A 23786-nucleotide genomic window follows, 5' to 3' on the forward strand; every position below is an offset into this window, starting at 1 on the left:
GAAGTGTCATCTTTTTGTGATGTACTGGAGTCTTAGACAAAAGATAGATTCATTTAGAAAAAGGAGAGGGGGTATGATAGAAGTATACTATTTGTGATCTCTTGTCATTTTCTTTTGTATGTAAATGTGACGTTTTCGGTATTCTTAGGTTTCATTGTCATCAGGTTGCCCTGAAACGAAACTATAAATACCTGAACATCGATAGCACGATTGTAGTCAATTAAATGTAGCTCGGGTTTGTGTGCATTCATATACCAATACCCATTTGATCTTGAAGTATCCGGATGTGTTTTGCGGTATGTTCCTGTCCAGCGAATAAAAATAGCTTCTTTCCCTTCTGGATTGTAAGATTTTGTAATGTTTTTTTTATTCTTATATACAGAAACCAGTTGCCAGTTTCCGACAGCTTTATCTTTGGGAGATTTAGGTACATTAGAGATTCTGGATAAAGAAACTATTACTTTCATTCCATCTTCTATACGTATCCATTTCATTTTATCATTAGAAAACTCAACTTTAAAAGCTCCGTACTCATCTTTACCATTTTTACTTTCAGGAAGAAATTGCTTTTCTTTTTTACTGTATGTCCAGCTACCTTCGTCATTTTGTAACCATCCATTACCAGCCTCATAAGAGTGATCAGTATTGTATTTAAACCATTTAGCGATTGGAGTCATTTTTTTGTCACCTACACTTACTTGATCTACAGTCCATAACCCTGTTATAGATTGCCCATTTATAATGCTCGAAACAGACAAGATAATGCTTAGAAATAGTAATTTAGTTTTCATTTTCGTTAGTATATAGTATTGCTGTAATTTTTTTAGCAAGATCAAGTTCATTTGTTTGATCGCCTGTATTGGCAAGAAAAGCGATAATATACTCACCGTTTTCGATATTTATAAGCATAGATTTATATCCTTCAGTAGCTCCTCCATGTATGATGTACTTTTTATCGATACCTATATTTCCTATACGATATTCCTTTTCTCCATCAAATACCACCCAACCGTAACCATAAGAGATTTCCTGGTTAATCTCTGATAAATGATTGGTTTGCATAAGTTTTATCTGTTTGTTATTAAAAAGAACAGGAAAACTCATTTCTTTCCCCCAACGATAGAGATCTTCTGCAGAAGAAAATATTCTTCTGCCAAGGGTTAGATCAATAAATTGATTTCGCATCCAGTTGTTAGTTGTTTCGCTATAATTATATCCTTCTACTACATTCTCAAAAACAATACGATTGTCAGAAGTACTAAAAGTATGTTCTAGCTTAAGTGGTTTTGTAATTTTTTGTTCCAAAAGTTTAGAAAAAGGAAGTTGATAAAGGTTTTCCAGAATGATAATAAGTATGTGATAACCGAAATTGCTGTAATAAAATTGCTGGTTTGGATCACCTATTGCAGGAATCTTACTAATGAAATCAATATATTCCTTATTATCAAAGTGTTTTCGCTTAAATTTTAAGTGTTTATTTTTTGAAAGATTTGGATGTACCTGGCCATAATCTGGTAAACCAGAAGTATGACTCAGTAAGTTGTGAATTGTGATATTCTGATTAAACTCTCCCAAGTACGAATATGTACTAATATGATCGGTAAGATGATCATTAAGAGATAATTTACCTTCTTCTACGGCTATAAGAATTAGTGCTGCGATAAATGACTTATTGATAGAACAAATGTCAAAACGATGATCTACTTGCATTGGGATGTTCCAGATTCTATTAGATATGCCTATCGATTTTTTATAGACTATTGTATCCTTAGTACCTATCACAACAGTGCCATCAAACCGGTTTTCGCGGTGTTCAATTTCAAATAGATTATCTAACTTGCTTGTTAGAAAATTAGTATCTGTGCTCTTTTGTTTAGAACAGGATGACGAAATAAGAACAATGCATGTAGCAATTACAATATATTTTTGCATATTTCTATTTGGTTGCGTTGTACAAAAGAATACATCAGGATAAACTTTCTCAATTAATTTTGGTGTTTTGGTACGAAATTTCTTAATGTGTGGCGAATAATTTGGGAAACTTCTCAACAAGTGATCTGGCATATTTTTTAGATACCGGAATAACCTCACCCGTAATACATACTTCTACCTTGTTGTTTAGTCGATTTACATGATCAATGTTATTAGAATTGATGATATAACTTCGATGGCATCTTATTAAAGATTGATTTGAACCAAACTCGTCTTCAATATCTTTTAAATTTTTACGCATTAGATGCATATTAACCTGTTGGTTCGACAAGTAGAATATTTCGATGTAATTGTCTGCTGATTTGATATAAAGTAAATCTTCTATACTGATTTGAAACCGTTGTTTTTGATTATTGGATACAATCACGATTGGCGAATTAGGAGAGTTGTGCAAATGACTTAAAAAGTGATCAATTAAAATACTTAAAGTAACCGGAAATGCAATAATAAGAGGATATTCATAGAGAAAAGGCCAATAGCTTGTCCAGTATAATTCTGTCCACTGATAAAAATAATTAAATACAAGAAATGAAAGGTTAAGCCCAATAAAAGTAGCCATTAGTGCAGTTACAAAAGGTTTAATTTTTTTATCAATAATAAACCATGGACTTAAGTGAAATTCAATCAAATAAAATGAAAGAGAGGTTATCATTGCGTGCGATAGCGATCTAACAAACATGCTGTGTCCGGTTATGGCCGGTATTTCATCAATATGGTAAGCTCGATAAACAAACAATACCAGAAAAATAAAAAAACCCGACAAAATTGTAACGATCCATTTGTAGTTGTTATTTCTAATATTTGATAATAATCTAATTTGCATGAGTTGCTAGAGTAATGGCTTGCTAAATACAATTCTGTATTTTTTAAGTAAATATAAAAAAACTGCTAACCATTATTTGATTCCATCCGATGTGCTTCAGCTTTTGTTTTATTGCTTTCTAAATATATTAATATCCTGGGTGCCCCTCTTTTAGTAGATTTATTTCTTTCCTTATTATTTTTTATTGGATATCTTGAGAATTCTACCTCGGTTTTTATTTATTATTAAAGTTGAACACATTTATTATTTGTAACTTTTCCTCCGGTCACAATATCAGATAGGATTACAGAAGTTGAAGGAGTTCCATATTGAGATAAAATATCGATAAACTGTTCTAAATGGTAATTATCCCGTACTACGACTTTCATAATAAGACAATGAACTCCTGTTATTCTACTACACTCCAGGATTTCAGAAAAATTACCAACTAATTCTAAAAAGGGATAAAACTGATTGTCTTTAAAACTCATAGAAATATAGGAAGATAAAGAGTATCCTAGTTTTTCATAATTTAATTCACTGGTATATGATAATATTACACCTGTATCTTCTAACCTTATGATTCGTTCACCTACTGCAGATGAAGAAAGTCCAATTTCTCGCCCTATTTGAGCATATGAAAATCTTGAATTTTTTTTTAGTAATTGAATGATTTTTAAATCTAGATTGTCTTTTATCATTATTGGTGGGGGTTTTTAAAATTTAGTGTATAATTAATAAAGAATTAGGTTAAATTTTATTAAAAATGAATTGTAGTTGTTTGTTTATTGCATAAACTTAATCATGAATTTGTAATATTCTTAGTTATAATTATCATAAAAATTCTAAATGTTTTCTTAAATAAAAAATAAGGTAATGTACTGTTATTAAACGATTTCCTTCTATTTGTATAACATATTTCCTGAGCTTTTTAGTGTACGTTTTAAATTCTTGGTTTGTTGGCTAAAAAAAACTTAATTCATCGGATAATGATTGTTTTTTCAGGTCAGTTCATTTAGATAGAAACGTGATGTTTAGGTAATTTTGAAAAAGAGAGTAAACCAATTTTAGTTTTTAAGAATTGACACTTGTATTTATGATATTGTATGTCCGTTTTGATACTTAATATATTTTTTATAAAAGGTTGAAAAAGTTTTTTTTGGCGAGTTTATAAGCAGATTTGCGATTTCAAAATGTAAAAAGTGCTGAATGAAGCTAAAACGGATATACAATTATAAAATCAAGTTATTTTTTAAGAAGAACAAATTGATTTTTTTCTCACTCTTTTTATAACTAATGTAATACTAGTTACATGTTAGTCAAGCATACAAAGAGTACTATGAATTTTAGAAGTTCTGTTTTCTTACTGAAGTGATCAAAATTTATACAAAAAACTTACTTAGTTTTCTCTCAAAATTAGGCTATAGTTATTAAATGACCCTAAGTTAATGGATATAGTTGAGTTTTAGTCTGGTTTTGAGTTTTCTCCAATACATTGTTGTGTAATGAATAATAAGGAGAAAAGGGTTTAGGATGAAGAGGTATGAGTAAACCCTCTTCACCTTGATCCTTTATATAGGATGGTTAAATAAATATCTGAGCCAAATATGGTACTTAAACACTAGTAAAAAGATAATTGTTTTGCTGCGTTGTAATACTTAAAAGTTTAGGGACAGGATTTTTTTCTGCTCATTTATGTCTTCAGAATACTTCTAAAAAACAAAATTTAACGCCTTAACACAAATCGAATCTAAAATGGAAAAAAATGTATTTAAATGTATCATGATGATGATCATGATATTGCCCCTCAATGTTATAATGCCCCAAGATGCCCCAAGGCCAAACTCTATTGTAATGCCTCTTAAAGCCCGTGACTTTACGTATCATGTACAGCAAAATAAAATGCAGTATTTAGATTTTTCAGCATCTAGCCCACAGTTTAGCTATGGTCCTTTAACCAAAGAAACTGCAGCAACCTATGTAAGAGAAATTCCTTTGCGTATTGGTACAGGAAAAGATGCCGAAACTATTGGACTATCTGCGTTTAGCGATTGGGTTGTAAGTAAACTTCCAAACAACGGAAAACTGTATTATGAAGAAACCTTAATTACATCCCCAGGCAGTATCCCTAGTTCTAGAGGATTGATCTATATACCAAACCTTGGATTTACGGGAGAAGATACGGTGATGTATCACGCAGTAGAAACTACAGGAAACCCTACATCTACAGGAACAATTACATTTAAAGTAAACAGTCCGGAGAACTATGTGATGCCACCAGGTTTTCCAGAGACTCCTCAGTGGGGACTATTTTTACCTACTCCCGAGGAGCCAACAGAATGGCCAGATAGAGAAGCTCCTAATGCATGGTATATTGATAATAATTGCAACCCATGTGCTACTTCTGGTAAAGGAACTCCTAATTTACCTCGTGCTACCTTACCTCCTCATAGAACAGTTTTTCCTGCAGGAACTTATATTAAGATTATCCCTTCAGAAACACCTTATTATTTAACAAATGCAGGGCAACATATCTATACGTTTAACGGTACTGCAGCTAATCCTATTTTTATGGTAGGAGTTGACAATGACCCTAAGCAACCTACTATAAGTACATTAGAGAGCCGTATTTCTACTACACTATTGGCTATGGATGCTAATAATTTGGTGATTAGTGGACTTAGGTTCTGGAATGTTAAAGTAGGAGGGGCAAGGGATGCATCTAACAATAATGTTGTTGTACGTCACTGTCAGGTAGCATATTCAGCACAATCTAATGGTTCCGCTCTTAGTCCTCAAGGTCGTAGGATATCTACAAATATTAGTATATTTTCTTGTTCGGTAAGAGATAATGGATTTAGAAGTCCTGATTTTTCAGAAATAGATGTACATGGTATGGGATTCTCTAGCTGTACTGATTGTATGCTTTTGGATATAATATCGAGTGGTAACGGAGGAGATTCTTACCAACATCTTCAAAATAATATAAATGGTATGGTGCGTATAGGTAGACTTAAAGCTCATGGAGATGGAGAAAACAGCGTAGATATCAAAGCGCAAAATGGTATTGTAGTGTCAGAATGTGTTGGCTGGGATTATCGAGCAATACGATGGAGTGGTGGTTCTGGTGGTAATGGACAACTTTTCTTTACCAACGATGATGATATAGACCAGCAGAAAGGTGATGTGCTTTTTTATAATAATAGAGGATGGGATACCAACGGTTCTGCTATAGAATGTTCTGCGGGTAATGGAAAACATTACCTAATAGGAAATCGTATAGAAGATGTAGCAGGAACAGCGTTTAATCTAGAAAATTCATCAAGCTCTCAGGTATATGTAGCATTTAATACCACGAGCAATGTATTTGATGCTATACATACCAGGCCTCATGGTGGAGGTACAAAAACCTATATATTTGCTAATGCTCATAATGAAGCTAAGGTTAATGGTTGGTTGTTAAATAGGAGAGATTATACTACTTATGATTACAATTTTTATAGCGAAGACCAGGATGATATCATATTTTCTTGTTGTAGTAATAGCAATCGTCGTTTTTATGAAGGATTAGCAACCTGGCAGGAAGTTTCTGGTAAAGACGCTAATGCTGTTGCAGGAGTAAAAATGGATTTAAACGATGACTTATCTTTGGGGTCAGAATCAGAATTAATAGATACTGTTGATGAAGCTCTTATTAACCAAATAGCACCTGGATTTTTTGATTTTATAAACCTTTTTGATTTGGGAGAATGGAGAGATGCTAACAGAGTAAATAGAATAAGTCCTTTTGATGCAGGAGCAACAGAGTTTGGTTCGGTAGGTCCTGTTAACTCTCGACCAATCGCAAGAGATGATACAGCCCCTGTAGATGAAAATAGCACTAGTAATAGTATTGATGTATTAATAAACGATACGTATAGAAGAGACGGTGCTAGTACAGATAATCCTATCGTAATTGTAACTGCACCAGATAACGGTACAGCTACAGTTGATAATAGAGGAACTAACACACAAGGCGATGATCGTGTTATGTATACCCCAAATGCAGGATATACTGGGGTAGATTCTTTGGTATATCGGATAGAAGATGGGAATGGAGATACTAGTACAGCAACAGTGAATATAACTGTTGGGATTATAGTAGCAACACCTGTAGCGAATGATGATAATGTAACTGTAGATCAGGATAGCAACAATAATGTTATCAATGTATTGGCAAATGATGAGAATTTTGATCCAGCAATTGGTACTATTACAATTGCGACATCACCAACAAACGGTACAGCAACAGTTAATACTACAGATGATACTATTGCATATACTCCTAATGCAGGGGTTAATGGTACCGATTCATTTACCTATACGCTTACCGATGCAAATAATGCTACAAGCTCTGCAACGGTAACAGTAACGATTACTTCAACAGATACTACGCCTCCGACTGTATTAGAGAATGGAGTGCCAATAACTGGTATCAGCGGTCCTGATGAAGCAAAATTTTATTATACATTAGAAGTACCTGCAGGAGCAACAGATTTAGTATTTAATTTAACGACTCCTGTTGGAGGCTCTGGAAATGCAGATTTATATATAGGTTTTGAAAAAGCACCAACATTTACAGATAATATTTGTAAATCAGAGAGTAATTCTAGGCCTACTAATGAGCGATGTGAAATTGTAGATCCGGTACAACCAGGAACATATTTCGTGTTCGTAAACCCGTTTAAAGAAGCGATTAACAATTTAACGCTAACAGCTAGCTATACAGTACTGAATCCATCAGTACCAGTATTACAAAACGGTGTACCGGTTACCGATATTACAGCAAAAAAGGGAGAAGAACGTCGTTATACATTAGAAGTACCTGCTGGAGCAACAGATTTGTCGTTTAAATTAATAAAAGGTAATGGTACAGGAGATAGTGATCTATATGTAAACCTTGGTGCGCCAGCAACATTTACAGATAGAATTTGTGTATCTATAGGAAATACAAGTAATGAAGAGTGTTTAATCCCAGATCCAGTTCAACCAGGAGTGTATCATGTATTGGTAAATGCATCTAATGATATTGCAGGAATAACATTGGTAGGAAGTTATACCGAGCCATCGAGCACCGCAGGAGCTAGTGTTGCAAATATTATGATTTCTCCAATTCCAGCAAATAACCATATTAATGTGAAGTTATCTAACGCAAAATCTGGTACGCTAAATGTATATGATCTTTTTGGAAATATTTTATCCAAAAAAACTTTTACAAAAACATCAAATGTTAGAGTTAATGTTAGTGATCTTCCTCAAGGGAATCTATATATGTTGACAATACAAACCGAAGATGGCTATTTATCTACGACAAAATTTGTTAAGTAGAGAATGTAAATGCTATTGAAACAACAAAAATAAAAGAGGCTGTCATAAAAGACAGCCTTTTTTATGAACCGACCTTAATCTGAATTCTAAAAACAACCTATCCAAAAAAATAAAGTCTACTCTACTTATAATTATCATGAAAATACAGATCAAAGGTATTATTGTTAATAAACACTTCATTTGGTGGGTGTAAGTCTGTTTTTTCAAGAAAATGAGCTTTTTACACTTATGTAAGTTGTATAATTTTACTATCCCTTTGTTATTTTTTTAACCTAGAAGTCTCTTCTGGTAATACTAGAATTAAGAAGTTTTTATTATGATAAAACCTTTTCTTATGAATTTACGTAGATACTATTGTTTCTGATATATGTGAGTAAAAAACGTTGTAGTATTTATTGAAAAATTATAAAAATTAAATCTTAGTATATCGATTAAAGAGGTTGCTATTTTTTGTCCAAATCTTAAATATTTCTATGAAAATAAAATTATGCTTAGTGCTGTTTTGTGTTATACTTAACTCATTTTTTGTTATAGCAAGTGAAAAAGATTCTTTATCAATAATTGAAAAGGATAGAATTGAAAAAGAAAAGATTAAGGATGAATTTGATTATTTACAAGAATTAGATAAAAAATTCCCAATCCAGGATCTAATAAAGAAAACATCTCCAGAATTTAATTTTACGGCTATAGAGAAAGAATTTTCTCCAACTCCAATAGATATTAGTAAAACAAAAGAAGCTGCAAAGGCTTGGTTTGAAAAGATAAAAAAATTAAAGAAATGGGTGCCTTCACTTAAAATAGACCAAGTTGAAGAATTCCCCGTGGGGATTCGAAAAGAATTAAATGGAGTTGAATATCAATTAGGTTTTGTAAAAGCAAAGTTTACAAAAGACTATACAGAGCTTACAATTTTTGCACGACTTATTTTGCCTCAAACAGATAAAGAAGGAAGACCTATAGAACTTTACTTTGGCGCTGATAATGTTAGACTCTCTCATGATGGCGGTATTGTAGGACAACCTAAACTTGTTTTGTTGGGAGATGTCTTTATGCCATTCAATGCAGGAAATTGGTTGTTTGCTATAAAAGGAGGGTTGGATTATAAGACAGGGAACGTTAACAATAAAACATATGTTACCATTGATTGTGATGGTATAAATGAGATAGGGATAGCAGGAGAAGTACAATTTTCTAGAAATATCATACTACCTGTTGATGAAAAAGGAAATGTTTTACCAGATACACGCCCATATACAGGGGCAGATAATAAAACAATTCAGGTTCCCAATCGAGTAAGAGGTAATATTCAAACTATTGTTACTGATTGGAGTGATCTTCTTGTAGAAATTGATATTTCCCCTTTTGTATTAGCTAGTCAACCTGATAAGTTTGTGTTTTCTATAAGTAAAGCGGTTTTTGATTTCAGTGACCTAAGAACAGAAGGGATACAATTTCCAAAATTTTATGAAGAAGAAGGATTGTTAGTCCCTGATAAGGAATCTTGGAGAGGAGTATACGTAAAATCCTTAAGAGTAGGATTACCAGAAGTATTTAAAACTAAGCAAAGTATAGCAGCCAATGATCGTGTTAAGTTTGAAGCATCAAATCTGATCATCGATAGTTATGGTGTTTCGGGAAATTTTGAAGTAGAAAACCTTTTTACTATTGATTCTGGTCGTACTTCAAAATCAAAATCCTGGGCGTACTCTGTAGATAAAATGAATATCGATATTGGAGCAAACCAATTGATTGGTGCTAATTTTGAAGGAAAAATAATACTTCCAATTTCATCTCTGAATAAGAAAAAAGATGAAAATGATAATAAAATATCAAGCTTAGCATATGTGGGATTAATTTCTGAAGATGAATATTCATTATCGGTATCGCCTGTAGAGACTTTAGATTTCGATATTTTTAGTGCCAAAGCAGAATTACTACCAAATTCTTCAGTAGAGCTAAAAGTGGTGGATGGCAATTTTAGACCAAAGGCAATTCTTAATGGTAATATGTCAATATCTGCAAGTAAAAAAACAATATTAGCTAAAGAAGGTAAAAAAGAAGGAGGAGAAACAGTAGAATTTGAAGGAATCAAATTTGAAAACCTGGTACTTCAGACAGAATCTCCCATTATTCAAGCTGATTATTTTGGATACGATGGTTCTGTAACATTAGCAAACTTTCCTGTCACTATTAATGATATTGCTTTTAGGTCTACAGATACAGAAGCAGGTATTGAATTTGATCTATTAGTTAATTTAATGGATAAAGCAAATAAAGGGTTTTCTGCAGACACACACCTTGGGATTTATGGTAAATATAAAGAAGAGGGATATAGACAAAAATGGGATTATGATCGTATAGAATTTTCTAAAATTAATTTGGAAGCAAATCTGGGTGCAATTCAAGTTAAGGGAGCATTAGAACTTATGGAGGATGATGAGGTATATGGAGATGGATTCTTAGCAGAGGTGCAAACCACTTTTGGCAGTTTTGGCCCGATAAAAAGTAAAGCAATTTTTGGAAAAAAAGACTTTAGGTATTGGTATATAGATGCTGCAGTACATGGATTAAAAATACAAACAGGCCCATTTCAGATAAATGGTTTTGCGGGAGGAGCAACGTATAAGATGAGTAGAAAACCTAATGCAGGATCGTTTTTTAATGATTCAGGACTTTCATATGTCCCAAATGAAGATTATAGACTAGGCGTCAAAGCGATGGTGTTTGGTGCTATAGGAGACGAAAGTGCAATGGCTATTTCGGCAGGATTTGACATAGAATTTAATGGTAATGCGGGTGTAAACAGAATGGGGTTTTATGGAGAAGCCCAAATAATGAAATCATTTAACTTTTCTAACCCAACAAACGTACTTAAAGAAAAGCTTTCTAAGTTGGTCGAAAATGAAAAAATAAAGAAGGCATTAGATAATAAGATAGGTAGGTCTCTACTAAAAAAGGCATCAGAAGAGTATGAGCCAGATATTGTTGGCAAAGCAGAAATTAGTGCAAAAATAGGAATGGATTTCGACTTTGTTAATGATACTTTTCATGCAGCACTAGAGATTTATGTAGATACTGCCGGAGGCGTTATAAAAGGAAGAGCATCAAACGGAAGAGCAGGATATGGAGTTGTGCATGTCTCTCCAGATGAGTGGTATGTACACATGGGAACACCAACAGATCGATTGGGTTTAAAAATGGATGTAGGCCCCATATCAATAGAATCAGGAGGGTATTTTATGATGGGTGATAATATCCCGGGAAGCCCGCCTCCACCTCCAATAGTAGCCAGTATACTTGGCATAGATACAAATAGTCTGGATTATAACAGAGATGAGAATGCTTTAGGAGAAGGAAGAGGATTCGCATTTGGAACAGATTTTAGTGTAGATACAGGAGATTTGAAATTCGCCATCTTATATGCTCGATTTCAGGCTGGACTTGGATTTGATATAATGCTTAAAAACTATGGGAAAGCACGCTGTAGAAATACAGGTGATGAAATAGGAATCAATGGATGGTATGCCAACGGGCAAGCGTATGCATATTTACAAGGTGAATTAGGAGTAAAATTTAAGGTTTTTGGTAAAAAGAAAAAAATTCCCATTATCAAAGGTAGTGCTGGTATTCTAATGCAGGGTAAAGGCCCTAATCCATATTGGTTTAAAGGATATGCAGCAGGAAAATATAACTTGTTAGGAGGTTTAGTTAAAGGTAAATATAGATTTAAGGTTACTATAGGAGAAGAATGTGAAATCGATAATGCATCCCCTGTAGGAGGAATTAAAATGATAGCCGATTTAACTCCTAAAAATAGTGCAACAGATGTAGATGTATTTATGTCTCCTCAAGCAACTTTCTCTTTACCAGTAAATAGAGAAATAATAATACCCGAAGATGGAGGAGATATGATCTATAAAGTGGTACTCGAAAAATTTACACTAACAGATGAATCAGGTACCGAGATTGTAGGTAGATTAGATTGGGGATCTAATATGGATAGAGTTACTTATGTATCAGATGATGTTTTGCTATCTGAAACCAAACTAAAAGCTTTGGTAGAAGTAAGTTTTCAAGAAAAAATAAATGGAGCATTTCGAACCATTCTGGAGAATGGGCAAAAAGTCACCGAAATAGAAGAAAGAACTTTCATAACAGGTAATGCACCCAAAAATATACCACTATCTAATATTCAATATTCATACCCTGTAGTAGATCAGCAATTGTTTTATTCAGATGAACATCCAACGGGATATATTCAATTACAAAAAGGCCAAGATTATCTTTTTGATAATAACCAATGGAAAAGTACTCTGAGATACATAGATAGCAATGGTAATCAGGAGGAGTTTGATTTTAAGTATTCTAATCAGGCTAATAGAATCACCTATGCCTTACCTAAGGTAAGTAAGGATACCAAATACCAGATGTCTATCATAAGTGCCTCTAAAGGAACAAAAGAAAAGGCTAACGACCAGAAATCAACTACCACAAGAAGTTTTGATGATGACAATACATTAAGTATTACTAAAAACATTGCTCAAAATGTGTTTAGAGAAGGAGAAATTGACCGATTAACATATGATTTTAAAACAAGTGCTTATACAACCTTTAGAAGCAAAGTAAAAGATCTGGATATTAATAATAATAGCTACGAAAAAATAAACTCTTTAGTAATTAATCTTGTTTCTAGAATAGATACTTACGAAGGTTTTGGTTTAGTAGAATTGAAAGGGAATAAATTTTCAGAAAATAAAGCTTTGATAGCTATAGAATCTGATCTAAAAGATGCCTACTTCAACAGAGATATAAATCCAGTTTTATACCAAAAATATCCAGAGGGAAGTAAGTTTAGTGTTTCTAGAGATTATTCAATATATGGTTATGTGCCTAAAAAGGCAGTTCCGGTGATAGGAAGTTACCTTACTAGCTTAGAAAACAATGTGGATTCAGGTTTTATACAAACTAGTTTTCCATTCAGATATAATTTAGCTCAGGTATATTATAAAGATTTTGAAAATATTCAAGATAGAGTACGATGGGCATATGTTAAAGGCTTGGGAGTAACTCCACAAGAATTAAGTATTATCAGTGAGCGCTTTAAATTTATACTATATGGTAAGTATGGTGTTAAGTTACAATACATTTTACCTGGAGGAATAAAAGGAACTTCTGCTACTTATAAATATACTAACCCTATTAAGTAAACTGATGATATCAACTAGAAACATAGACTTTTGTAGATGCAGATATTTGATATACCTGTTGTTTATTACTATTTCTTTTGAAGGTTTTTCTCAAGATCTCCCAAAAGAAGAAATAAAGGTAATTGCAAGGGTTAATAAAGATAAAATCCTATTGCGGTGGGCGGTGACAACTCCATCAGCATGGCTCAAAGCTAATAAATATGGGTATGTCATAGAGCGATATACAATTATAAAAGAGGGACAATTGCTCGATACACCAGTAAAAAAACTAATCACACCAACTCCTTTACTTCCTAGGCCTGTAGAAGAATGGGAAGGAATTTCAGAAACAAACGACTATGCTGCTATTTTGCTACAAGCATTATATGGAGATAGTTTTGAAGTAGAAGAAATGCAACAAGGAGGCATTGCAGCGATTATTAATAAATCCCGAGAGATAGAACAACGTTTTTCTTTTGGGTTATATGCGGCAGATATGAATTTTGAAGCCTCAAAAATGGCAGCTTTAGGATATGAAGATACAGATATTGTTGCAGGAGAAGAATATTTATATGAGGTAAAAACAGTTGTACCCGAATCAATATTGAAAATCAAAAGCGGTACTATCTCTGTAAAATTAACAAATGTAGAACCATTACCACCTCCTATAGATTTAATAGCCGTACCCAAAGACAAAAGTGTAATGCTTACTTGGGAATATGAACTTTTTAAATCCATATATAATTCATATTATATAGAACGCTCAGAAGATGGTATAAATTTCAAAAGACTAGGAGGAGATACTCCACTAGTAAATTTAAATGACACTCCAGAGACTCCTGCAAAAAGGATGTTTTATATTGATACATTACCTCAAAATGATAAAAAGTATTATTATAGAGTGTATGGAATATCTCCATTTGGAGAGAAGAGTGAACCTTCTAAAACAGTATCAGCAAAAGGAGTAAAAAAACTCGTAGCTATACCGTATATATCAAAACACGAAATAGATGTTTCTGGCAATATTGTGCTGTCATGGGATTTTAAGAAAGAAGCCGAAAAAGAAATCACAGGATTCGAACTCAATTGGGGGTCAACCGAAAAAGGACCATATAAAGTAGTACAATCAGAAATACCTCCCGGTGTAAGAGAAATAGTATATACACCTGTTGAATCGGCTAATTATTTTAGAATAGCGGCTATTGGTAAAAATAATCAAACAACGAGTTCATTAACGGCTTTTGTACAAACCATAGATTCAATACCACCTAATGCTCCAATAAACATAGAAGGTGCCATTGATACATTAGGAGTTGTACGATTAAGGTGGAACCCTAATTTAGAGAGTGATTTGCTAGGGTACAGGGTTTTTAGAGGTAATAGAAAAGATGATGAATTATCACAAATTACAGTAGACCCAATAATTAAGAATAATTTTGTAGATACTGTACAGGTTAAATCTTTAAACACTTCTGTTTTTTATCAAATTGTAGCAGTTGATAAACGGTATAATATGTCAGAATATTCAAAGCTTCTGGAGCTTAAGAAACCAAATGTCATATTACCATCTTCTCCCGTATTTTCAGGATATGAAGTCAATAAAAATAATATTTCTCTAGTGTGGATAAATAGCACAAGCTCTAGTGCCAAAAATCATGTTTTATATAGACAAGATGTAGAACAATCTAAGTGGAAATTGATTTTTAAAACTGATACTATATCTAAGTATATCGATACCGAAATTGCCCCAGGAATTAAATACCGATATGCGATATATGCAGAAAATGAAGAAGGAGTTAAATCTAAGATGTCTACTCCAATTACCATAACAAGTAAAATATCTGTAGATAAAGATTTTGTTAAAGGTTTTGTACTTACACCAGATAGGGCAAATAACAAAATAGTATTGAGCTGGAAAAAAATGCCTCCCGAAGTTACAGAGATTTTAATCTATAAATCGAAAAAAGAAGGAAAACCAATACTGTGGAAACAATTACCCGGATCAATTAATAAGCTGATCGATGAATCCGTTTCTCCAAATAATACGTATGTATATCAACTGAAGGGGATTTCTAATCAAGGAAACCACTCTAGATTGAAGAAAAAAGAAGTAAAATTTTAACCCAAAATAATAAACTTCTTATAGCAAGAAGTGTTGATAAGAGGATAATAGCATGAATATGAATGATTTATTTAAAAAGAACACTCTTTATAGTTGTAAAAATATCATAATGCTACTTATGATGTTTATTGCCATTGCAAAAGTATCAGCTCAAGGAAATATACCTAAAACAAAAATAACAATACAGGGTTTTACCCGAGGATTAGGGTTTAATGTCAATGTAGATCAAATATATGTTTATGCAATATATAAAGATGCTACCAAAGGTAACCCAATACCTTCTTTTGGAGGTGCTCCTGCTGCAAATGGTCAAGCCTTTATTTTTTGGGGTAAAACTGATTATTATGATGTTTTTAAATATCCATTTAATACAGCACCGAATAACCCTTTGCAAAAGGATTTTTCCTCTGCGTTCTCTGATTTCAATGCAGGTGAGCAACGAGCCATTAATCATGATCAATCAACAGTTGCACCAACGAATCAATATTTAAGAAGAGAATTTTATTTTGAGCATGAAGTAAAAGAAATACGAATTGATTTTAATTACAGACGTAGAAAAGGGAGTAGTGTGCAACATCAAATTAGTTATACATATCCTGTTGGTGGATTAGATCCATGCGAAGTACAAATTATAAATGAGGGAAAAGTAGATGCTACTCTTCCGCCAGGAGTAAGTATAAATCCTCAAAGAATTGATTTTAAATTTAGAGTGATTCCTTTGCCAGGGATAACACGAGGAGGATCTGGAGTTAATATTGCAGGATATGGAGATAAAATGCGAGTTAATGCTACAGGACTTAATCATCCCAATGCGTATAACTGGAAATATAGAATAGAAGGAGAAGGAGGATCAAAGGTACAGTCTATAGCTAATTCTTTTCAGCAAGGAAGTTTTGCTACAGGTTTTTTGGGTTTTGTAAATAAAACAGATTATAATTGGATTGATATACCTGCTGCACCTAATACGGCTACATTTGATTTGCGACCAAGTGATTTTTTAGGAGGCCCCGGTAACGAAGATGCCTATGTGAATAAAACTATTATTATAGGAGCCTTTGCAAGAAATGGGTGTGATAGTCATACCGTACACCATAATTTTACATCATTTAGGATCGTGCGATCAGCTCCTTATTTCGAAATGGCAATTAATACTCCTGTAACTTGTAAAGGAGGTAATGATGGTAAAGTAACTATTGATTTTGTTCCGTTTAAACCAGGAGATCAATTAAATTTTACGCTTCAGAAAAAACTCGCTAGTGGCAATTATGATACGGGTATAGCATATTCGAATATAACACCTTCAGGAACAGTGTCAAGAATGACTTTTTCTAATCTTTCAGCAGGAGATTACAAGCTAGGTCAACTTATAGGAAAGTATGTAGAAGGAGGTGTTCTTCGTAATTTTTACACAGATGGAGAGTTTCATGAATTAGAGTTTACTATAACAGAACCAGAAGCGGTAGCTTTTGCAAGGGAGCCAGCCGATGATAAAACCGATGTTTGGTGTTTTGATGGAGCTGATGGTGAGATTTTATTAACTGCTACAGGTGGTGTTGGTGGATATCAATATCTTTTGAGAAAAGAAGGAGATACTTTTGGAACCAATTGGGTCTCATTTGCTTCGGCAATAACACATTCTATTACAGGATTAGGAGTTAATACGTATTATATAAAGTTGAGGGATAAAAATGGTTGTATTGCAAAAGACCCTTTAAATAATGATGTAGTGAAGCAGGTAACTATAGATAAGCCTGATACTCCGGTCGATGTTGAGGTAGAGCTTATTAATGAACCAAGAGCTTTTGGTTTTGAAGATGGAAGAATAAGCGCCAGGATTTTTAATGGTACCCCTTTTACAGATGGTACGTATACGTTTGTATGGAAAAATGAAAAAGGGGATGTACTCAATACAACTGTAAATACTGTCCTATCTGGTGATCAGGGATATCAAACCATACTGCATTCGGTTGGCTCAGGAGTGTATACGCTTGATGTATTTGATGCTAATTTTAACCCTGCTACAGACAAAAAGGGATGTTTTACAGTTAATGTACAATTCAATTTAGAACAACCAAAACCGTTACAAGTTACCATAGAGGTTTTTAACCCTATTTCTTGTCATATCGAAAACGAATATAGCGATGGGATAGATTTTATAGACCCCATTGGTATTCCCGATCAGTTTCAGGATGGAGCGTTAATAGCAACTGTAACAGGAGGAATTCCTTTTGATACATCAACACTTGCTAGTACAGGAGAGTGTCGGGAAAATTTTAGCCCGTATTGTTATCGTTGGAAAAAAAATGTAGGAGGGATTTGGCAAGATATTAATGATGACGATAATAGTATAGAAGGTTTAAGTGAAGGGACTTATGCATTAAATGTAGAAGATGCAAATGGAATCGTCTTAGGAACTTATGAAGAGTTTATAAATATTGATGGTTCTAGAGAATATAGAGTAGTTCAGGAAGTTGACACCACAAAATACTTATCACAACCTGATAAATTAGAAGTTTCTTTTCAAAATACAGAAGTGACTTGTGCTAGCGGAGGTGATGCAACAGTAGAAGCTGTGGTTACAGGTGGAACAAAACCATATATTTACCAATGGAGTAATGGAGAGACAACATCTACAATAAATAATCTTATAGCGGGTACCTATCTTGTTTTTGTAACAGATGCTAAAGGATGTCAGGTCGAAGGCAGGACAAAAATTGATCAACCTAACGGGATTGAAATAACCCCCGTATCAGTAATATCACCAACATGTTTTGGAGGAAATGATGGAAGCATACGTGTAGATATTGAAGGAGGTAGCCCTCCTTATCGTTATCGATGGAATACAAATAGTACATCTACTACGATTACTGATTTATCTTCGGGAAGATATAGCATAGAAGTAACCGATAGTAAAGGGTGCAAAGCTATTTATGAAGAAATATTGAAAGATCCAGATCCTGTTATTGTTCGATTAGAGAATAAAAGAACTCTTTGCAAAGATCAATCATTTAATCTTGATATTACAATCAATGATCCTGGAGCGACGTATTCGTGGTCAAGTGATAATGGGTTTACCAGTTTGGATAGTAAAGTAGAACTTAATCAATCTGGTAGATATATAGCTACTATTACAAATAGTATTGGATGTGTTGGGACCGGAGAGATACAAGTAGAAGTTTTAGACACTCCTATAGATTCAGATTTTTTGATTACTACTCAGGCATATACTAATCAGGAGGTTATACTGGTAAATATAAGTGAGCCGGTTGGGGAAAGAGTTGAATGGACAATCCCCGAAGGAGTAGAAGTAGTTTCTGAAACAGAGGATCAAATAGTTCTCATGTTTGAAGAAGAAGGATCGTATGATGTTAACTTAAGGTCGATTCAAGGAGATTGTTATCAGGATTTTGTGAGGACCATTATAGTGCAGCCAGCCATAGTAGGCCCCACAGCCCCTTCTTCAGAAAGTGAATTTATAGAAGAGTTTATTGTATTTCCTAATCCTAACAACGGAACTTTTAAGACCAAGATTGGCCTGGCAGAAGAAGCTAATGTAACCTTAAAGATCATAAGCCTAATGTCTGGAGCAATAGTAGATCAACGTGTCGAAAGTAGTAATGTTGACTTTTTATTAGATTATTCTCTTGCCTTACCTACAGGAGTATACTTAATGTTATTAGAAACCCCTAGAGGTTCAGAAACCCGTAAACTAGTGTTTGAATAAGACTTTTGATTTTTGTTGAGACCTTTTTATTAATATGAAAAATATAATTTACATCATATCAGTACTTTCTCTTTTTGGCTGTGCCAAAGAAGAGGCCATCCCCGTTATTGTTGATTTTGACGTTGAAGTTTTTAACAATGATTTTTCTATTCCTGTGCAAGTTGTGTTTTTCAATAAAACAGAAGGAGGAGAAGAATATGAATGGACTTTTAAAGGAGGAACACCCTCTAGATCGGTTAATCGTAACCCTGGAGTTATACAGTATAATCAAAAAGGTGCATATACAATAGAACTTACGGCAACTAATGAGGATGGATCAAGGGATACCAAAACCTTAGAAATACAAATAGATGATCCTGTAATAGTAGATTTTGAGATCACTAATTTGGTAGATAACTTTTCGCCAGCATCCTATCGTTTTCAAAATAATTCCTCTGGAGCAGATACTTTTTTATGGACTTTTGAAGGAGGTATCCCTGAAATATCTACAGAACAAAACCCGGGAGAAGTCATTTTTACAGAATCAGGAAATCATACAATTACATTACAGGTCAGTAATGGAAGAGAAACTTATGAGCAACAAAAAATAATTACCGTAGCCCCGTTTTTGGTATCAGATTTTGATTTTGAGGTAGCTTTTGATGATGATGATTTTCAAATCCCGGCACATGTACACTTTAAGAATAGATCAGTTAGTGCTACATCGTATGAATGGAGATTTGAAGGAGCTTCAAGTTTTATGTCAACAGAAGAAAATCCAGAAGTGATATTTGTTCAGGAAGGAGTTCAAACAATTCACTTAACAGTTTCTAATGGAAAAGAAACTAAGACAATCAGTAAACAAATAGAGTTTTTTAAAAATACAAACCTAAGGGAGCTAAAAGATGTCAGATTTGGCATTAATACGGCTCATATTACTAATAGTATTGGTGCTTTTTATAGTACTGCCGACCGAAAAATATACGCCAAGAATGAGATTACTTCTGATATAGAGAAACGTATTGATCTTCCTTTTTTTGGGCTAAGTGATACGTTTACTCGCAATAGATTCGTGAGTCCTGATGCGTTATCAGGAACTACATTTGATGAATTGACTGATCCTAAAAAAACCATTTTTATTAACTCTCAAGAATTGTGTGGCTGCTCTGCTTATTTAACAGTAACAGAGTTTGATAGCATGGTAGATGACACATTACTCGAAAGCCTAACCATACAGGAAACACCCGGAGGACTACAAGATTTTGATGATACTTTGGCACCAAGAATTGTTCTTTTCAAAACTCAAGATGGTAAAAAAGGGGCTATTAAAATCAAAAGTTTTATTAGGGATGGACAGCAGTCTTATATCCTAACGGATATTAAAATACAAAAGGGAAGCAGATAATGATGTGTCAAATTAAGATAAACAAGGATATTTTTAGAAATTAAATTCTTATGCAAAAAAAGATTATATATTGCCTTATGACTCTTACAGTATTTTTTATATATACCGTTAGAGCACAAGTATTTCCGGTAAATGTTACTCCACAAGTAATACCACCATATAGTTTACAATTGTCAGAATATACAACTTCTGCTTCAGAGAAATTATTGGTAAACCTATTACTAACAGATATCACAAGATCTAACTTAGAAATTCGGTTAAAACTCTATATAGAAAACAATGCAGGATTGTCTATACAAAGTACCGATGTTGTGATCGATGCAAATCCTATTTTTTTAGATGGAGGGGTATCTTTGCGTTTGAGTAATATTGATCTTCAGCCTTATTTTGCATTTCAAAACTTAACAGGAATAACTCCTCAAAAGTATGGCGCAAGCCTACCAGAAGGCATGTATCGTTTTTGTTTTGAAGCCTATGAAGTTATATCTGGCAAACAGATTTCTCGTAAGAGTTGTGCGATGGCCTATTTGGTACTTAATGATCCTCCGTTTTTAAATCTACCTAACAATGGAGAACAGGTTGCAATGAGAGATCCACAAAATATTATATTTCAGTGGACTCCAAGGCATCTTAATGCCACCAACGTAGAATATGAATTTACGCTTACAGAGCTTTGGGATAGTAAAATGGATCCTCAAGCGTTATTTTTGGCAAGCCAACCTTTATACCAAACGACTACTTCTGCAACAACACTGTTATACGGTCCATCAGAAACCACGTTATTACCAAATAAGAAATATGGTTGGCGCGTACGTGCCGTAGTAAGCGATGGCATAAGTGAATCTTCAGTGTTTAAAAATAAGGGGTATAGTGAGATTCATAGTTTTACATACTCAGGAGATTGTGCAGAGCCATCATTTGTATTGGCAGGATCACAAAGCCCGACTTCACAAACGATCTATTGGAAAAGTGTAAATCACTTAAAATACAATGTGCAGTACCGTAAAAAAGGTGTCGAAAACGCAGTATGGTTTGAGATAGAGGCTTTGGATGGACCTATTACAGTATATAACCTAGAACCAGGTACAAGTTATGAATTTCGTGTTGGAGGGCAATGTATAGAGAATGGGCCATATACCTACTCTCAGATTTATGAATTTACTACAATTATTGCTTCTACTAATGATAAAGTTACTGTTATTAATTGTGGTATTACACCCGAAATAGTTATCACCAATCAAGAATCATTAAAAGACCTTAAGAAGGGAGATGTATTTACTGCAGGAGATTTTGAGGTAGTAGTAGAGAATGTAAGTACATCAGGGCAAATGTTTTCGGGAAAAGGATACATAAAAATACCATATTTAAAAGGTTTAAAAGTAAAAGTAACCTTTGATAATATTGAGATCAATACAGATAAGCAATTACTAGCAGGAGTGGTAGAAACTATTTATGATAAGAATAGTGAGGGGGTGGTTGATGTAGATGATATAGATGATGTAATAGATTCGGTAGTAGACACCGTGGTAGATATAATTAGAGAGGAAGAAAATGAGAACGTAGAGGAAACTACAGGTGATGATTCAGTAAAACCTGATGAGAATGAAAATGAGGTGGTAGATGTATCTCCTGTTTCAGAAAATCCTGATGTAACTATTCCTAATGAAAATGAAGACGAAGTAGAACCTCCTGTTTTACCTGATAACCCGGTAGCTACGCCGGTTACTGAACCCAATCCAGTAGGAAATAATAATACCGATACAGAAGGTAATAGAGATAATAACGCGATTGACGAAGATGTTAATACTAAAATATGGTTTGAGTCAGATGGTACATTATATAGAGATGGAGAAACTATTGATATTAAATATAATTCTAAAGGATTGCCAGTTGTATTTCAATTAAAAGATTATCCTAAAGAAACAAAAGAATTTAAATGGCAAATTTTTAAAGAAGACGAAGACCAAACCGTAAATTTCATTATAGGACAAGACATCAATACAGATCAGGATACATTTAGTTTAGATCTCAAAAGGCGGAGTGGACCAATGAGATTGAGAATTACTTATGACGATAAGAAAATAGAAGTTAATCTAAACATAATTAAGAAAAGCTTTGATTTTGTAGAGTTAACCGCTACACACAATGATAAGAGAACTGCAAAATCAGGTGAAACACTCTATGTGGTTAATGATTGGAGTATTCTTAAAGGTTTAGGTAATAAAGAAATTATCTATAAAGTTGATCTTGATCCGGATCCTAAATCAAACGAATATTATAATGATATCACCTGGTCTTTTGATGAACAGGATGTATTAAATGATAAAAAAAGGATTACTAGAAAATTAAAATATACAGATTCTACTATAGTAGTTAATAATCAAAGAAAAGTAATCCCTAAATCTGTAATAACGAAAATTAGTGCAGGTTATCCCGATAAAACAGAAAAGAGTGTTGAAGTACAATGGGTTAATGCAGGAAGAATACGAAGAGATGTTACGAGTAAAGCGAAACCAATACTTGAGTCATTTGATAAATTTAATGAAGTATCAAAAGCAATAAAAAAGATAGGATTTGGATGTGGTCTTACGTTTTTTAATAACTATAAAGATTTAATACGCAAAAAAGATTTTAGGTTAATTTATGAAAGCTACAAAGAAGAAAATAAAGAGAGTAGGTTTTATAATAAAGTGAAGCAATTTAAATTTATGGCTAGTGGTGTTGATGTTGCAACACTAGAGTGTGGCGGAAAAATCAAAATCCCAATTCCATTTATTCCGAATCCTGAGTTTGAATTGAAATTGAAAATAGAAACAGGTTTGAGAGGAACTGCCGACATCAAATATGAAGAAGAAGTTGAAACAGAGTATAAAACTTTTGCTAATAGTAATGTTTCAGGAGGAGGGTATATCAATCCAAGTATTCAATTTGGAGCAAAAGATATTAGTTTGTTTGAAAAAGATGTACTACTAAAATTAGATGTTAATGCAGGTATAGTACTTAAGTATCCCTATAAAGGAGATTCTAATTTTTTAGGGTTAGAGGCTTATGTTACAGATATTTACGCATACATTGCTCTTGATGATCCAACTACAGGGGCATCGTTTAGACATAATATATTTGAGTTAGATATACAGTCCGATCTAGAGTTGTATAAGTTTAATATCAAAGAATTTTTTGAAGAAGAACGTGAAGAATAAACAACTTAA

At 33.5% G+C, this 23786-nt stretch carries 10 protein-coding genes; 6 read left to right on the top strand and 4 right to left on the bottom strand.

Annotated features, from left to right (window positions below):
* Positions 1-104: 104 nt before the first annotated feature.
* The 4 genes from Z053_RS0121640 to Z053_RS0121655 form a co-directional block, all read right to left on the bottom strand.
* Positions 105-791, bottom strand: a complete 687-nt coding sequence (locus tag Z053_RS0121640) for a hypothetical protein (protein ID WP_025667057.1) — start codon at positions 789-791, stop codon at positions 105-107.
* Entirely contained in the window at positions 781-1932 is a 1152-nt protein-coding gene (locus tag Z053_RS0121645; RefSeq protein ID WP_025667058.1) for a serine hydrolase domain-containing protein, read from the bottom strand. The genes Z053_RS0121640 and Z053_RS0121645 overlap by 11 nt, the downstream gene beginning before the upstream one ends.
* Positions 1933-2014: 82 nt before the next feature.
* The gene (locus Z053_RS30450) at positions 2015-2671 is read right to left on the bottom strand and encodes a LytR/AlgR family response regulator transcription factor (protein ID WP_206539222.1); all 657 of its coding nucleotides are present in this window, start codon (positions 2669-2671) and stop codon (positions 2015-2017) included.
* Positions 2672-3039: 368 nt separating this feature from the next.
* Complete coding sequence (locus tag Z053_RS0121655; protein ID WP_025667060.1) at positions 3040-3495, bottom strand: Lrp/AsnC family transcriptional regulator; 456 nt, start codon at positions 3493-3495, stop codon at positions 3040-3042.
* Between the two features lie 1054 nt (positions 3496-4549).
* Between Z053_RS0121655 and Z053_RS30455 the strand changes: the two genes are divergently transcribed.
* The 6 genes from Z053_RS30455 (at position 4550) to Z053_RS0121685 (ending at position 23777) form a co-directional block, all read left to right on the top strand.
* Complete coding sequence (locus tag Z053_RS30455) at positions 4550-8161, top strand: Ig-like domain-containing protein (protein WP_025667061.1); 3612 nt, start codon at positions 4550-4552, stop codon at positions 8159-8161.
* A 473-nt stretch (positions 8162-8634) separates the two neighbouring features.
* Positions 8635-13368, top strand: coding sequence for a hypothetical protein (locus Z053_RS0121665; RefSeq protein ID WP_025667062.1), 4734 nt, complete (start codon positions 8635-8637; stop codon positions 13366-13368).
* A 58-nt stretch (positions 13369-13426) separates the two neighbouring features.
* Positions 13427-15469, top strand: a complete 2043-nt coding sequence (locus Z053_RS0121670; RefSeq protein WP_241459851.1) for a fibronectin type III domain-containing protein — start codon at positions 13427-13429, stop codon at positions 15467-15469.
* Between the two features lie 58 nt (positions 15470-15527).
* The gene (locus Z053_RS0121675) at positions 15528-19193 is read left to right on the top strand and encodes a T9SS type A sorting domain-containing protein (RefSeq protein WP_160170135.1); all 3666 of its coding nucleotides are present in this window, start codon (positions 15528-15530) and stop codon (positions 19191-19193) included.
* A 34-nt stretch (positions 19194-19227) separates the two neighbouring features.
* Positions 19228-20577 (top strand): PKD domain-containing protein, encoded by a 1350-nt coding sequence (locus Z053_RS0121680; RefSeq protein WP_025667065.1) that lies wholly within the window; start codon positions 19228-19230, stop codon positions 20575-20577.
* Between the two features lie 77 nt (positions 20578-20654).
* Positions 20655-23777: a fibronectin type III domain-containing protein gene (locus Z053_RS0121685; protein WP_035096540.1), complete on the top strand. Its 3123-nt coding sequence runs from the start codon at positions 20655-20657 to the stop codon at positions 23775-23777.
* The last annotated feature ends 9 nt before the right edge of the window (positions 23778-23786 follow it).

Source organism: Aquimarina megaterium XH134, assembly GCF_000520975.1.
Classification (GTDB): domain Bacteria; phylum Bacteroidota; class Bacteroidia; order Flavobacteriales; family Flavobacteriaceae; genus Aquimarina; species Aquimarina megaterium.